We start from the raw sequence: 13,856 nt of genomic DNA on the forward strand, positions 1-13,856 counted from the left end.
CCGATGCTCCGGTTCATCGTGAAGCGCTTCGCGTCCGCCCTGCTGGTGATGTTCGCGATCAGTGTGTTGGTCTTCCTGATCTTCTTCGCCACACCGGGAGTTGATCCCGCCGCCCGTATCGCGGGTCGCAACGCCGACCCGGCCACGCTCGCCCAGGTCCGGCACTCGTTCGGCCTCGACCGCCCCATGCCGATCCGCTACTTGCTGATGATGCGGCACCTGCTCATCGACCGTGACCTGGAGTCGTTCGTCAACCGCGGCTCCCGCGTGATCCCGCAGATCGTGCAGGCAACCCCAGTGACGCTGTCGCTCGTGATCGGCGCCGCGCTGATCTGGATGGTGGCCGGCATCGTCATGGGCACGGCTGCCGCGGCCCTGCGCGGCAAGGCGGCCGACCCGCTGATCATGCTCGTCGGCGTGGTCGGGGTCTCGCTGCCGGCCTACTGGCTCGGTGAGGTCGTCAACCTCATCACGCAGAAGCAGTTGCACAGTTCGGTCTTCTCCTGGGTGCCACCACCGGGTTACGTCGACCTGAGCCACGACCCCGGCCAGTGGGCCCTGCACCTCCTCTTCCCCTGGCTGACCCTCGCGCTGCTGTACGCCGGGATCTACGCCCGGCTGCTGCGCGGCGAGGTCGTCACCGCCCTGAACGAGGACTACGTCCGCACCGCGCGCGCCAAGGGCCTCTCCGAGCGGCGCATCCTGATCCGCCACGCCCTGCGCTGCTCGCTGATCCCGATCGTGTCGCTGTTCGGCCTGGACTTCGGCGCGTTGGTGGGCGGCGCGGCGCTGCTCACCGAGGTGGTCTTCGGCCTCCCCGGCATCGGCAAGCTCACCTTCGACGCCCTGCAGAACCTGGACCTGCCCGTGATCATGGGCACGGTCCTGTACGCGGCGTTCTTCGTGGTCCTCGCCAACGCGCTGGTGGACATCCTGTACGCCCGACTCGACCCGAGGGCCCGCCATGCCTGACCAACCCCTGCTGGACGTACGCGACTTGAGGGTGTCCTTCCGCACCCGCCGAGGCTCCGTCACCGTCGTCGACGGCCTGTCCTTCTCGGTGTCCCCCGGCGAAATCCTGGGCGTGGTGGGTGAGTCGGGCTCCGGCAAGAGCGTCTCGATGCTCGCCGTACTGCGCCTGCTGACCAGTCCGAACGTGACCGTCGAGGGCCAAGTGCACTTCCGTGGGCGGGACTTGCTCACCCTCCCCGACAAGGAGATGCGGGCGGTACGGGGCCGGGAGATCGCCATGGTCTTCCAGGACCCGATGACCGCGCTCACCCCTGTGTACACCGTGGGCTGGCAGATCGCCGAGCAGATCCGGGCGCACGAGAAGGTGTCCCGCAAGGAGGCCCACGCGCGTGCCGTCAGTCTGCTCTCCGACGTCGGCATCCCGGACGCGGCCTCCCGCGCGAACGCCTACCCGCACGAGTTCTCCGGCGGCATGCGCCAGCGCGCGGTCATCGCGATGGCCCTCTCCTGCGGCCCGGCACTGCTGATCGCCGACGAGCCGACCACGGCGCTGGACGTCACCGTCCAGGCTCAAATCCTGGACCTGATGCGGGAGTTGAACGGGCAGGGCTCGGCGGTCGTCCTCATCACGCACGACATGGGCGTCATCTCGCAGATCGCCGACCGGGTCCTCGTCATGTACGGCGGCCGGGCGGCCGAGGAGGGCCCGCGCCGGGCGGTGTTCCACGGACCGCGACACCCGTACACCTGGGGGTTGTTGGACTCGGTGCCCCGGGTGGGCGGGCCCCGGCTGCGGCGGCTGCCCACCATCGCGGGGATGCCGGTGGCGCCGGGGAGCCTGCCGGAGGGGTGCGCGTTCGCGCCCCGGTGCCGGTTGCGGCACGAACGGTGCGAGGAGCGGCCGGTGTTGAGGACGGGCTCGGTCTTCGACTACGGCGCCGACCTCGGTGACGGCGCCCATCGCGACGCCTGCTGGCTGCCCGACGACGACCGCACCTCGCTGCGCCTGACCTCCCGCGCGGCGGCGACGGACGTACCGGACAAGGAACGAGAGGCGACACCATGAGCGCGCTGACGACATCGACCGAAGTGCTGCTGCGCGCCACGGACGTCACCAAGCACTACGCCCTGCGCGCGGACGGGCTCTCCGCGCGCCGCAAGGTGCTGCGGGCCGTGGACGGTGTGTCGTTGGAGGTGCGCGCCGGTGAGACGCTCGGCATCGTCGGCGAGTCGGGCTGCGGCAAGTCCACGCTGGGCCGCTGTCTGGTGCGGCTCACCGAACTCACCGGCGGGCGGGTCGAGTTCGACGGCCGGGACATCAGCACACTCTCCACGCGGCGACTGCGTCCCGTCCGTCCGGGCATGCAGCTGGTGTTCCAGGATCCGCAGGCCTCGCTCAACCCCCGCCGTCGCGCCGGGGACATCGTGGCGGAGCCGCTGCTCGTGCACCGCTACGGCGACGGGCGCGCGGTCCGCCGTAGGGTCGCCGAGCTCTTCGACGTCGTAGGGCTGGCGGCGGCCCATCTGGACCGGTATCCGCACGAGTTCTCGGGCGGGCAGCGGCAACGGATCGGGATCGCGCGGGCGTTGGCGACGAACCCGAAGTTGATCGTGGCGGACGAACCGGTGTCCGCGCTCGATGTGTCCATCCAGGCGCAGGTGTTGAACCTGTTCGCCGACTTGCAGGAGGAGTTCGCGCTCACCTACGTGTTCATCGCGCACGACCTCGGGGTGGTCCGGCATGTGTCGGACCGGATCGCGGTCATGTATCTCGGGGAGATCGTCGAACTCGCCGAGACCGAGGCGCTGTACAAGGAGCCCGCACATCCGTACACGCAGGCGCTGTTGTCGGCCGTGCCGGACATCGACGACGGCACGCTCACCGACGAGGTCCCCCGGGAGCGGATCGTGCTCACCGGTGAGGTGCCCAACCCGGTGGACAAGCCGACGGGGTGTCCGTTCCGGACTCGGTGCCCGTACGCGCGTGAGCTCTGCGCCGTGGAGCGGCCCCGGCTGACGAGGACCGCCTCCGGTCGGTACACCGCCTGCCACTTTCCCTTGATCGACTGAGGGTGCTGCGGCCGGACCCTGCATGATGGCCCGTATGCACCTCCGCATCGACGCCGTCGACCTGCCCGGCCGTACCTTCCCCGCCCCCGCCGACAAGCCCGTCGCGACGTACGACAACGTCCATGTCGCCGTGCAGCGCCGGGACCGGCCGGCCGAACTCCTCGACCCGCAGCCGGGGGACGCCGTGTCCGCGAGCTGGACGCTGGAGTGCGCGGCGGAGGTCACGCCGGACGGGGTCGTGGTCACGGGCCCGTATGTGCAGCACCGGATGGGGCTGCGGTTCGTCTATCTGTCGTGGGGGACGGTCGACGCGGCCGGTCTCTTCACCATGTTCCGGCGGGCCAAGCTCATGCTCGACTCCGTGCCGGACGACGTCCTGGCCGCCGCCGCGTCCGAGGGTCTGCTGGTCGGGCGGCTCGGTCTGACGGACGCGAACGGCGGTCCACTGTGCGCGCGGGTGGATCCCCCGCACATCACCTGGACCGCCGAGAGCGTCGTGTAGCGCCCGTCAGGACGCCGAGTCCTTCTTGTTCGTGGCCAGCCGGTAGGCCTGGGTCGGGGTCATCGCGACGCCGTTGAGGCTGACCGTCTTGTAGGTGCTGACCTTGGCGCAGGACTTCGACTGGTCGGCGGTCGAGGCCTGGGCGTTGGACGTGGCCGCCTTGGTGTCGGCGGGGGCCGGCGACGAGGTGGAGCCGGGGTATGTCGTGCCGCTGGGCCAGTCCGTGCCGATCACCAGGGTCAGGCCGGTGCCGGTGCCCTGCTTGAGGTGCGAGGAGGCGAGGCCGATCGCCTTGGCCACCGTCTGCGCCTCGGCCTTCTGACCGGTGCCGTAGGTGAGCGTGGTCGTGGTCGCGCTGACGGAGGCGTTGCCCGTGGTGGTGCCGGAGCTGAAGCCGCCGTCTATCAGCGAGGTCGCGACCGTGGAGGCGCGCCCGCTGATGGTGGTGCCGTTCTCCACCGTCACGGCGATCTGCGCGGCGGGGACGGCCACCGCCGTGGCGGTCGCGGTGGCCGCCGAGGACTTCTTGCCCGAAGAGGTGGTCAGCGACTGGTCGTTGGCGATGGTGGCGAACAGGCTCTTCGCCGCCGTCGCGGGCACGACGCGGTCCGCGTTGTTCGGGTCGGCGCCGGTCTGCATCGTGGTGAACGTCATGCGCTTCGTGGGGACCTTGTCGAGGTCCGCGGCGAGCCCGATGAGCTTCTTGACGGTGCCGAGGCCGGTGTCCACGGTGAGCGCCTTGGTGGCGGCGTCGGCCAGGTTGTAGACCGCCTGGGGGTCGGTGAGCGTGCCGGCGCTCTTGAACTTGCGGATCATCGCGCTCAGGAACAGGTGCTGGGAGACGGTACGGCCGAGGTCGCTGCCATCGCCGAAGCCGTGCCGGGAGCGGACGAACTCCAGCGCCGCGTTGCCCTTGAGGGTGTGGGTGCCCTTGGCGAGCTTCAGGTGCGAGTAGGTGTCGTAGACGTCGGCATCGACGCACACCGAGACGCCGCCGACCGCGTCGGACATCTTCACCACGCCGGAGAAGTCCATCTGCACGAAGTGGTCGATGGTGATGCCGGTGAGCGCGTGCACGGTCTTGACCTGGCACTCCTGGCCGTACTGCAGCGCGCTGTTGATCTGGCCGTAGTAACCGGCCGTCGACTGGCTGCTGTCCGGGTCCTTGCAGGCCGGGACCTGGGTCATGGTGTCGCGCGGGATGCTCATCACGGTGGCGTTCGAGCGGTCGGCGGAGATGTGGACCACCATCTCGACGTCCGCGTTGCCGTTGCCGGTCTGCACGCCGGTCGACGAGCAGCCGCCGCCGAGCTTGCAGTCGGTCGCGCTGCTGCGGGCGTCGCTGCCCATCACGAGGAGGTTGATCGGTGTCCGGCCGAAGGCGTCGGCCTTCTCCTTGCCGCCTGCGCCGTCGTCGATCGCGATGCTGTTGATGTTGCCGTTCAGGTGCTCGTAGAACCACCAGCCGCCGCCCGCGGCCGCCAGGATCAGCACCGACAGGGATATCGCGCCGACCTTCAGCACCTGCTTGCCGCGTGGCGTGGGCTTGGCGCGGCGGCGGGTGTCGGCGCGGCCGCGTGCGCGGGATCCGCCGCGCGGGGCCTGGCGGGCCGCGGCGCGTGCGGCGGCCCGGCCGCCGGTGGGCAGCGGTTCGTCGATCTCGCCGTCACGCGGCCTGGGCACCCCTCGTGTGCGGCTGCGCGTGGCGTGTCGCACGGGGCCGTCCCCGAGGTCGGTCATCTGGCACTCCCACAAAACGGTCGGGCCGTTCAGGCCGTCGAAGCTGCGGCCAGAAGCGCGCGGCCGTGTCGGGTCGGGCGAGGCGGGGTTCCCGTCTCTCTTGCGTGGTTGCGCAATATAACAATCTCAGATGAGAACACCGCAGGGCCTTTCTCATTTACGGGATATCCTTTTACGTCAAACTCGGTCAACTGATCGGAATCCGTGCGGTCGTGATGGTCATCGGGGTACCGGTCACGGCGATGAGGTAGAAGCGCGGATGCGACCCTCCGGGCACCCGCCGGACACCGCCGGGCGGTCGTACGACGTAGGTCGCGGAGGCGTGCGGGGCGAGCGTCGCCGGGCCGTCGGAGGCGGTCCACCAGTCGGAGGCGCCCTGTCCGAGGCGGCTGGCGAAGTGCGGGGTGAGCCGGGTGCCGGTGATGTTGACGACCCGGACCGTGAGGCGGGTGATGTCCCGGTGGCCGGCCCGCTCGACGAAGCTCGGTGTGACGTTCATCCTGAGCGGCGGCGCACTGGCCGCGGCGACCGTCGCGCACAGCACGGCGGGCACGACGAGCCCCGCCGCGAGGACGGCCTTGGCCCGGTGTCCGGTCACGTGCGGGATGCGGGGCTGCCAGGCCGAGGCGAGCGCGGCGGCGGGGACGGTGGCGGCCGCCGCGAGCCACAGCGGGGTCATCATCAGGAAGTAGCCGTCCTGGGACCGGGTGGCGAGGTAGAAGCTCAGCCACGGCAGCACGGTGAGCGCGGGGCCGAGCCGCCGTACGAAGAGCACGGTGGCGGCGAGCAGGCCGAACAGGAGCAGCAGGCTGGCGTAGGAGTAGTAGTCGAGGTGCCTGCTGCCCGCGGTGAAGTAGTACGAGATCCCCATGAGGCCCTGGCCGTGCAGGATCGCCTTCTGGGTGAGTGGCAGCAGCAGGCCGTGCAGCCAGGTGGGGAAGTCCTGGGTGGCGAAGTAGGCGTTGATCGCGGCCCACATGAGGGCCGCGGTGCCGGTGTAGCGGGCGACGACGCCGAGGGCGGGCCGGGCACCGAGGTCGCCGCGGCGGACGGCGTAGAGGCCGACGAGGAGGAACGGCGTGAGGAACCAGGCGAGTTGCTGGGTGGCGCAGGCCGCGCCCAGGCAGAGGGCCTGTGCGACTCCGGGGAGTCCGAGCCGGCCGCCGGCGCCGGTGTCGGGCCAGCGGACCACCACCGGGATGAGGAGGACCAGGGCGAGGACGGCGGGGTAGCCGGAGTAGGCGTAGCCGGGCAGGAAGCCGAAGCCGAGGCACACGGCGGTGGCGCCGGACCGCCAGGGGGCCGGGAGCAGCCACCACAGCAGGACGGCGCCCGCGAGCAGCGCGCCGGTGGTGACGAGGGTCGCGGCGGCCGTCGAGTGGATCACGGCGTGGACGGGGGCGGCGAGCAGCGCGGTCAGGGGCGGATAGCCGTAGGTGTAGTCGGCGCCGCCCGCCATGGTCTTGGTGATGCCGACCGACGAACGGTCGAACAGCCATGGCCAGGGCTGGCCGTAGATCGGGTGCCCGTGCAGGATCTCGTGGGCGGCCTGCGCGGTGAGGACGCCCTCGTCGGTGCCGGCGTGGTTGAGCCAGTAGCCGCACAGCACCAGGACGACGGCGAGGAGCAGGACGCCCGCGTCCACCCGGGTCAGGGCGCGCCGGGTGCGGGTGGTGAGGGCGAGGACGCCCGCGATCAGGATCCCGGCGTAGCAGACGGAGATGATCCCGGCGACGGGCGGACGGGACGTCATCGCCCTGGTCCAGGCGTCTCGGGTGCCGATGAAGAGGCTGATCGCGGCGATGAGGGTCATGCCCCGGTGCAGTTGCTGCGGCGCCGCGGGCTCGGTCGCGAGCGGCCGGGCCCACAGGGGTCCCGCCGTGGCGGGCGCGTCGCGCCGCCTCAGCCGCAGACCACCGCCGGTGCGGGGACCCTCGTCCATGGCGTCCTTCTCCTCGCTCCGTCCCCGTCGGTCGGCAGTTCACGCGGGGGCTACCTCCACTACATGTCGTAGAGGTGAATGGGGGCGACGGGGTTCACCGGTGGAAGGGAAGAGCTGGGGAAGAATCGGGTGAAGTCACTCGGTGTCGGTGGCGAAGTGGTCGGTGCCCAGGACGGTGAGCAGGGCGAGTTTCTCGTGGTTCTCCGTGCCCGGGGTTGCGGTGAAGACGAGGAGTGACTGGCCCTGGTCCGGGTCCAGCAGGAGCTGGCAGTAGAGGTCGAGGCGGCCGACCTGGGGGTGGACGAACCGTTTGGTGCCGCTCCAGCGCAGGCCCACCTCGTGGCGCTCCCACAGCCGGGCGAACTCGGCGCTGACGCCCAGCAGGACGTCCGCCAGGTCCGCCGCGGGAGAGCCGGGCCCGTCGCGGGTGGTGGAGGCGCGCAGCAGGGCGGCGTTGGTGCGGCTGTTCTCGTCGTGCTGCTCGGGGTCGTAGCGCTCCCGCTCGGCCGGGTCCGTGAACCAACGGAACGTCGCACTGCGGGAGTTGCCGGTGTACTGGGTCTGCTCGCCGAGCAGGGCCACGGCGGACGGTGTCTGCAGGAGGGTCTCCCCCAGCGGGCCCATGACCTGTGCGGTGGTGTCGGCCAGGCCGTCCATGACCCGCATCAGCCCGGGGCTCACATGTTGGAGGCGCAGATCGCGGCGGGCGGTGCGGTAGCCGGCGAGCAGGAACAGGTGGTCGCGTTCGTCCGGGGTCAGCCGCAGGCCGCGGGCGATGGCCGAGAGCATCTGCTCCGAGGGCTGCGGGCCGTCGCCGCGCTCCAGCCGGGCGAAGTAGTCGGCGGACATGGTGCACAGCTCAGCCACCTCCTCGCGGCGCAGGCCCGGAGCGCGCCGGCGGTGTCCCCGGCGCAGTCCGACGTCCTCCGGTTGCAGGGCCGCGCGGCGGGTGCGCAGGAAGGTGCCGAGGGACATGCGGTCGAACGTGTGGTCCATGGTTCTCATCGTTGGCCATCCGGCGCGGCTTATCCACGACCTGCCGTTCAGTGGTTGCGGAGGTCCTTCCGGCGCCTGTGGCGGGGCGAGTTCACTGACGATGCGATCAGCGGTCGCGCCCCACTACACACCATCGAGCCAGGAGCCAAGTCCCATGACTAATAAGGCGAGTTGGACAGCGAACGACCTCCCGGACCTGACCGGCCGTACGGTGGTGATCACCGGCGCGGGGCGTGGCCTCGGCCTGATCACGGCACGCGAACTCGCCCGTGCCGGTGCCCGGTTGGTGCTGGGGGTGCGCGACACCGGCAAGGCCCGCAGTGCCGTCGCCGGGCTGCCCGGCACCTTCGACATCCGCCCGCTCGACGTGTCGGACCTGACCTCGGTGCGGGCCTTCGCCGACGCCTGGTCCGGCGATCTCGACATCCTGATCAACAACGCCGGCGTGATGGACATCCCCGCCGCACGCACCGCCGACGGCCTGGACCTCCAGACCGCCACCAACTACACCGGCCCGTTCCTGCTGACCACCCTGCTGCTCGACCACATCACCGACCGCGTGGTGCACGTCACCAGCGAGTTGCACAAGCAGGGCCGGCTCGACCTGGCCGACCTCGACTGGCGGACGCGCAAGCACAACGGGATGCAGGCCTATCAGGCGTCGAAGCTCGCGGTCGTGCTGTTCTCACTGGAGTTGCAGCGCCGCCTGACCGCCGTCGGCAGCCCGGTCCGCTCGGTGCTCGCCAGTCCGGGTATCGCCCGCACCGCGCTGGCGGCCCACTCCCGCGCGAACATCGTCAACCACTTCACGTTCCTCACCAACGCCCCCGAACGCGCCGCCCTGTCCCTGCTCTACGCGGCGACCCAGGACGTCCCCGGCAACTCCTACATCGGCCCGGACGGACTCGGCGGCTTCCGCGGTTCCCCTGCCGTACGGCGACAGAGCAAGACCGGCCTCGACCAGGCCCTGGCCGGCCGACTGTGGGACACGACCACCGACCTCGTCGGGGCGGTCGCCCGGAAGTGATCAGCACTGCTGCTCGTAGCCGAGCCCGGTGTACTGCCGGGCGGCGAGGTCCTCCCGGGTGCCCACGACGAGGTTCATGGTGAAGACGTCGTAGTCGATCGCCTGGCCTGCCATCTGGGCGATGAGCACGAGGTCGCCCGTGTCCGGTGCCATGTCCCACGGATCGGAGAACCCGCCGAGCTGGACGCAGACCCCGGGGCGATGCCCGCCGAAGGCCAGGTCCCGGACGGCTTCCTCGAAACTGTCCAGCGCGTCCTGGGCGCCGTCACCGTCGCCGTCGAGGAACGCGTTGATCTGCGGGCCCCCGCCCCCCTCACCGTCGAAGGTCAGGCCGGGCACGGGATACAGGGTGCGCGGTTCGTAGACCCTGATCTCCCCAGCCTCACCGTCGAGTTGGTACGACGCGGGGCGTTCGGTGGTGCGTACCCCGGCCGGTATGTGCAGCACCGCCGAGCCCTCCGGCGGGTACTCGATCTCCGTGAAGAACAACAGGTGCCCATCGGCGGGCAGTTCGATGTCCAGGACGCCCTGCGGCAGGGCCGCGCAGTCGACGCTCAGGACCAACGGCTCTTTCCCGTCGGGCCAGTTCACCCCGTCCGGCAGTGCGGGGAGCCCGCCCGTCCGTGCGGCGGGACGGGCGTTCTCCCGCAGGGACTCGGGCACTTGGTCGTACGGCACCAGGTAGAGGCAGGGTCGCGCCCGGGCCATCAACTCCCCTACGACAGGCTGGGGAACGCCGTATTTGGCGGCCGTCTCAAGAAGGAGCGGTTCGTCGATCGATGTCATGCCCGGGATCGTGCCATGGGCCACTGACACCGGGACCGGGTCCGGGACTTGGCAGCGGGTGACCGACGAAGCCGCGCCAACTGGGCCATGGTCAGGTCCAGTTGGCGCGGCGACGGCCTGCCGAGGATCCCTACTTGATGATGGACTCCACCCAGCTGATGAAGTTCGCCGTCGGGTCGCCCGTGCGCTCGGCCATCGTGTGCGCCTCGGCCCACACGGTGGCGAAGTCGACGTCACGGATGCCGTAGTTCCGCAGGGCCAACTGGAGGTTGATCTCAGTGGTGTTGGCCGTGTCGCCCTGCATGATGCCGGTGCGGATGCGCCAGTGCCGCGCCACCTGGGACTGCCGGTAGCCGGCGAAGGCGGGCGAGAGGAAGTACAGCGGGTTGTACGCGTCGCCGCGCCAGGCCATGTCCTTGCCGACGCTGTCCTTCTTGGCGAAGTCGCCGTCGTACGCCGAGACGCCGTAGTCGGCGTTCCAGTCGGAGTACGTGGCGTACGTCGTCTGGTTCGCCTTGATGACGTCGCGCGTGAGCGGCGCGAAGTGCGACGGGGCGTTGAGGCCCATCGCGAAGACGCTGTTCTCGCCCTGCCCGCGGGAGTACCCGTCGAACGCGCCGACCGGCTTGTTCGCGTTCTTCTGGCTGTTGACGAAGCCTTCGAGGCCGGACACCGTCGCGGTGTTGGTCGTGGCGTCGTACGTGACCCAGGCGCTGTCGGTGTTGAGGTAGGCGATGTAGTCGGCGACCGTCTCGTACGTGGTCGAGGTCCCCGTCTGGCCCGATCCGGGCGGCCCGCCCTGGGTCGTGATGGTGTACGGGAAGGTGTTGTCCGACAGGAAGTTGTTCAGCGAGGTGGTGATCACCCCGATCAGGTGGTCGTAGTAACTGCCGGACAGGTACGTGCCGTTGCTGGACCTGGTCAGCTCAAGGCGCCTGCCCTTCTCGTCGCGCAGGCCGAGGCGGTTGAGGTACTTGGGCCAGGCCTTCGCGAGGTCCGCCGAGTAGGCGCTGGTCCACGTGGTGGACGCGCGCGTGCCGGTCGAGGCGAACTGGCCCATGTTCCACTCGTAGGACAGGTTGGCCTCGGCCAGGTTGGTGATCGGGCACCAGGCCATGACGCCGGCGACCGCGTCGCTGAGGGGGCGGCCCTGGGCGTCCTCCATCGCCGCGCCGATCGTGCGCAGGTAGGGGTCGTACAGAGGGCTGTCGCCGGACGTGCCGGCCACAGTGTCCTGGGCGCCGCCGCCGCTCATGCCGAACAGGACGATGTCGTCCGTGCTGCCGGGCAGGACGCTGCGGTTGTACCGGAGGAACCGGACCGCGGCCTTGAGGTCGGTCACGCCCCAGGGCGCCGCGTCGGAGCGGGTGCTGGTCGAGCTGTCCCGGCCGCGCAGACCCGGCCACACGTAGACGAGCCCGGCCTCCAGGTACTCCGACACGCTGGTGTAGCTGTAGGACGTGGCCGGCGCCTGCTGGGCGTACCCGGGGGTGTTCACCGGGATCACGATCGGCGCCGTACGTCCCGAGTACTGGCCGACGGTGCCCTTCGGGTTGGCCTTCGCGGTGTACGTGGTCCCGTCGCTGTTCGCGGTCGCCGTCAGATAGGCGCCCGGGACGTAGATCGACAGGTTCTCGTAGTCCGTCGCGGCCGGGTTCGTGACGTACACCTTGCCGACCTGGTAGTACACGTCGTTGGTCGCGTCGTACGACCAGGCGGTCGGGTCGAACTCCAGCGAGTACGCCGAGGACGTGCTCGCGGAACTGCTCGACGAACCGCTCGACGACGAGGTGGCGGCGTAGGCCGCGCCCGCCGTGCCCTCGGCGATTCCGAACGTGGCCAGGGCTGCGACGCCCGTGGCGCTCCGGATCACAGTTCTGCGGTTGATGTCCACCCGTAGGCCTCCTTGTACAGCGAGTTGCGTGGTCACAGCCGTACCTGGGCACCATCCCGGCGGTCATCGCGGGCAGGTCGGACTGTGCGGCTCATACGAGTCCCAGACTGTAGGCCTGGATCATGTGCCGGAGCCCCAAGATTGTTAACAATTTCGATGATAATTTTGTTAGAACAGACCCGTCGCCGGCCAGCCGCTGGTCAGGGCGCTGCCAGCTCGGTCGCGGTGAAGCGCTCGAACCCCGCGTGATAGGCCGTGCCCTGCGGATCGGTCGCGCTGTAGTGGAAGGCGGCCACACCACAGCCCCGCTCGTCGAAGGCGGCTCCGGTGTAGGCGGCGACCCGGGTGCCGTTCACGGCGAGCTCCACCTTGATCCGGCCCGCGCCGGCCGAGGAACAGGTCATCGACATGTCGATCTGCCGCTGACTCGCCACCTTCAGGCCGAGGTCCGCGAGATCGACCTCTACGACCCGGTCGTGCTGGAACTTCCCCTTGAACCGGAACTCCCGCACGATCAGCGCTTCCTGATCGGTCGTCAGATACGTCGCCCAGCGGGAGCCCTTCGCGTAGTTCCCCGAGCCGTCGCACCACAGCCCGACCCCGCCCTCGCCTCCGTACCACTCCGTCTGGGTGCTCAGCCGTACCGCGAACGAGGACGGCTCGAAGGGCGCCTGCGGCCACACCTCCAGCTCGGGCCGGGGATCCACCAGCATGGTCCCGCCCTTGTGCGTGATCCTCGCCAGGGCCGGGTCCTTGTCCAGCCAGTCGCCCGAGTCGGTCAAGTCATCGGTGTACGAGAGGAGTTGGGGGCTCGCTGATCTCGTGGACCGCGTGGGTCCTCCGGACGCGCCCTCCGTCGCCGATCCCCCCGAGGTCGTACTGAGCACGACGGCGAGCAGCACGGCCACCGCGGCGCTGCCGGCCGCGACCGCCCACAGCCGCAGCTGCTTGGCGTTCAGGCCGGAGCCCGCGCCGCCGCTCCCAGGCCCGGTGTTCCCTGGTCCGGTGTTCCCGGATCCGCCGCTTCCGCGTCCGGGCAGTCGCGACGGTGTGCGCGACTCCGTCCGCGCGTTCTCCGTCGCCGTCGCGAGCCGGGTGACGATCTGGGCGGCCGTAGGACGTTCCGCCGGGTCCTTCCGCAGGCAGTCGGCGATGACCGAACGGACCGGTTCCGGCACCTCCGTGAGATCCGCGTCGCGGGTGCACACGGCGACGAGCACCTCGTAGTCGCTCTCCCCGGCGAAGGGATGGCGCCCCGTGGCCGCGAAGTACAGCGTGCCGCCGAGGGAGAACACGTCGGAGGCGCTGGTGACTTGGAGCGACCGGGCCTGCTCGGGCGACATGTACGCGGGCGAACCGAGGACACCGCCCGGCGTGGTCAGCGCCGACTCGTGCGACCGGTCGTCGCGGGCGATACCGAAGTCGATGATGCGCGGTCCGTCCGGGGAGAGCAGGATGTTGGACGGTTTGATGTCCCGGTGCACGACGCCCACCGTGTGCACCTGCGCCAGCGCGTGCGCGACGGTCAGCGCCAGTGACTGGAGCCGCCCGGAGGGCAGCGGACCGGTGGTCCTCACATGCTCGTGGATTGTGGGCCCTGGGACGAACTCGCTGATGATGTACGGGTGTTGGCCGGTCAGGTCGGCGTCGAGGACCCGCGCCGTGGCCAGTTCGCCGACCCGGCTGGCCGCACCGAACTCACGGCGTACGCGGGCGAGCGCCACCGCGTCGTACTCCTTGCCCGGCAGCAGGAACTTGACCACGGCCTGCCGTCCCGCCCCGTCCCGGGCGAGCCAGACCACACCTTGCCCGCCCCGGCCGAGCACACGCTCACAGACGTATCCGCCCGCCGACAACTGCATTCGCGGATCATCCATGCCCCGCCCCCAGCCCGCCCCCGGTCCATGGCCGCCCCACAGCGTATCGG

At 70.3% G+C, this 13,856-nt stretch carries 11 protein-coding genes; 5 read left to right on the plus strand and 6 right to left on the minus strand.

Going from position 1 to position 13,856, the window contains the following annotated elements:
- Positions 1–3 precede the first annotated feature (3 nt).
- Genes ACIBK4_RS38745 through ACIBK4_RS38760 form a run of 4 tightly spaced genes read left to right on the plus strand, consistent with a single transcriptional unit; the run spans position 4 to position 3,544 of the window.
- Positions 4–972, plus strand: a complete 969-nt coding sequence (locus tag ACIBK4_RS38745) for an ABC transporter permease (RefSeq protein ID WP_399002738.1) — start codon at positions 4–6, stop codon at positions 970–972.
- Positions 965–2,038, plus strand: a complete 1,074-nt coding sequence (locus tag ACIBK4_RS38750) for an ABC transporter ATP-binding protein (RefSeq protein WP_399002740.1) — start codon at positions 965–967, stop codon at positions 2,036–2,038. Before ACIBK4_RS38745 ends, ACIBK4_RS38750 begins: the two co-directional genes overlap by 8 nt.
- Positions 2,035–3,042, plus strand: coding sequence for an ABC transporter ATP-binding protein (locus tag ACIBK4_RS38755; RefSeq protein ID WP_399002742.1), 1,008 nt, complete (start codon positions 2,035–2,037; stop codon positions 3,040–3,042). Before ACIBK4_RS38750 ends, ACIBK4_RS38755 begins: the two co-directional genes overlap by 4 nt.
- Positions 3,043–3,076: 34 nt before the next feature.
- Positions 3,077–3,544: a DUF5990 family protein gene (locus tag ACIBK4_RS38760; RefSeq protein ID WP_399002744.1), complete on the plus strand. Its 468-nt coding sequence runs from the start codon at positions 3,077–3,079 to the stop codon at positions 3,542–3,544.
- Positions 3,545–3,550: 6 nt separating this feature from the next.
- On the opposite strand, the gene ACIBK4_RS38765 is transcribed toward ACIBK4_RS38760, so the two are convergent.
- The 3 genes from ACIBK4_RS38765 to ACIBK4_RS38775 all read right to left on the minus strand — a co-directional run bounded on the left by ACIBK4_RS38765 (position 3,551) and on the right by ACIBK4_RS38775 (position 8,231).
- A complete protein-coding gene (locus ACIBK4_RS38765) occupies positions 3,551–5,284 on the minus strand; it encodes an LCP family protein (protein WP_399002746.1) in 1,734 nt (577 codons plus the stop codon).
- Between the two features lie 187 nt (positions 5,285–5,471).
- A complete protein-coding gene (locus ACIBK4_RS38770; protein WP_399002748.1) occupies positions 5,472–7,226 on the minus strand; it encodes a hypothetical protein in 1,755 nt (584 codons plus the stop codon).
- A gap of 135 nt (positions 7,227–7,361) precedes the next feature.
- Positions 7,362–8,231 carry a helix-turn-helix transcriptional regulator gene (locus ACIBK4_RS38775; RefSeq protein ID WP_399002750.1) on the minus strand — a complete coding sequence of 290 codons (870 nt, stop codon included), beginning with the start codon at positions 8,229–8,231 and terminating at the stop codon, positions 7,362–7,364.
- Positions 8,232–8,376: 145 nt separating this feature from the next.
- Between ACIBK4_RS38775 and ACIBK4_RS38780 the strand changes: the two genes are divergently transcribed.
- Positions 8,377–9,249: an SDR family NAD(P)-dependent oxidoreductase gene (locus tag ACIBK4_RS38780; RefSeq protein ID WP_399002752.1), complete on the plus strand. Its 873-nt coding sequence runs from the start codon at positions 8,377–8,379 to the stop codon at positions 9,247–9,249.
- Here ACIBK4_RS38780 and ACIBK4_RS38785 read toward each other — a convergent pair whose 3' ends face one another.
- The 3 genes from ACIBK4_RS38785 to ACIBK4_RS38795 form a co-directional block, all read right to left on the minus strand.
- Positions 9,250–10,035, minus strand: coding sequence for a DUF1963 domain-containing protein (locus ACIBK4_RS38785; RefSeq protein WP_399002755.1), 786 nt, complete (start codon positions 10,033–10,035; stop codon positions 9,250–9,252).
- A 130-nt stretch (positions 10,036–10,165) separates the two neighbouring features.
- Entirely contained in the window at positions 10,166–11,929 is a 1,764-nt protein-coding gene (locus tag ACIBK4_RS38790; RefSeq protein ID WP_399002757.1) for an esterase, read from the minus strand.
- Positions 11,930–12,129: 200 nt separating this feature from the next.
- Complete coding sequence (locus tag ACIBK4_RS38795) at positions 12,130–13,806, minus strand: serine/threonine-protein kinase (RefSeq protein ID WP_399002759.1); 1,677 nt, start codon at positions 13,804–13,806, stop codon at positions 12,130–12,132.
- Positions 13,807–13,856 lie beyond the last annotated feature (50 nt).

It is taken from the genome of Streptomyces sp. NPDC050528 (genome assembly GCF_044457795.1).
GTDB lineage: Bacteria > Actinomycetota > Actinomycetes > Streptomycetales > Streptomycetaceae > Streptomyces.

What these genes read in the sequence shown, in the direction of transcription:
- ACIBK4_RS38770 (WP_399002748.1), bottom strand. Translation starts at nt 7,226, where the DNA reads ATGGACGAGGGTCCCCGCACCGGCGGTGGTCTGCGGCTGAGGCGGCGC.
- ACIBK4_RS38785 (WP_399002755.1), bottom strand. Translation starts at nt 10,035, where the DNA reads ATGACATCGATCGACGAACCGCTCCTTCTTGAGACGGCCGCCAAATAC.
- ACIBK4_RS38765 (WP_399002746.1), bottom strand. Translation starts at nt 5,284, where the DNA reads ATGACCGACCTCGGGGACGGCCCCGTGCGACACGCCACGCGCAGCCGC.
- ACIBK4_RS38760 (WP_399002744.1), top strand. Translation starts at nt 3,077, where the DNA reads ATGCACCTCCGCATCGACGCCGTCGACCTGCCCGGCCGTACCTTCCCC.
- ACIBK4_RS38795 (WP_399002759.1), bottom strand. Translation starts at nt 13,806, where the DNA reads ATGGATGATCCGCGAATGCAGTTGTCGGCGGGCGGATACGTCTGTGAG.
- ACIBK4_RS38750 (WP_399002740.1), top strand. Translation starts at nt 965, where the DNA reads ATGCCTGACCAACCCCTGCTGGACGTACGCGACTTGAGGGTGTCCTTC.
- ACIBK4_RS38745 (WP_399002738.1), top strand. Translation starts at nt 4, where the DNA reads ATGCTCCGGTTCATCGTGAAGCGCTTCGCGTCCGCCCTGCTGGTGATG.
- ACIBK4_RS38755 (WP_399002742.1), top strand. Translation starts at nt 2,035, where the DNA reads ATGAGCGCGCTGACGACATCGACCGAAGTGCTGCTGCGCGCCACGGAC.
- ACIBK4_RS38775 (WP_399002750.1), bottom strand. Translation starts at nt 8,231, where the DNA reads ATGAGAACCATGGACCACACGTTCGACCGCATGTCCCTCGGCACCTTC.
- ACIBK4_RS38780 (WP_399002752.1), top strand. Translation starts at nt 8,377, where the DNA reads ATGACTAATAAGGCGAGTTGGACAGCGAACGACCTCCCGGACCTGACC.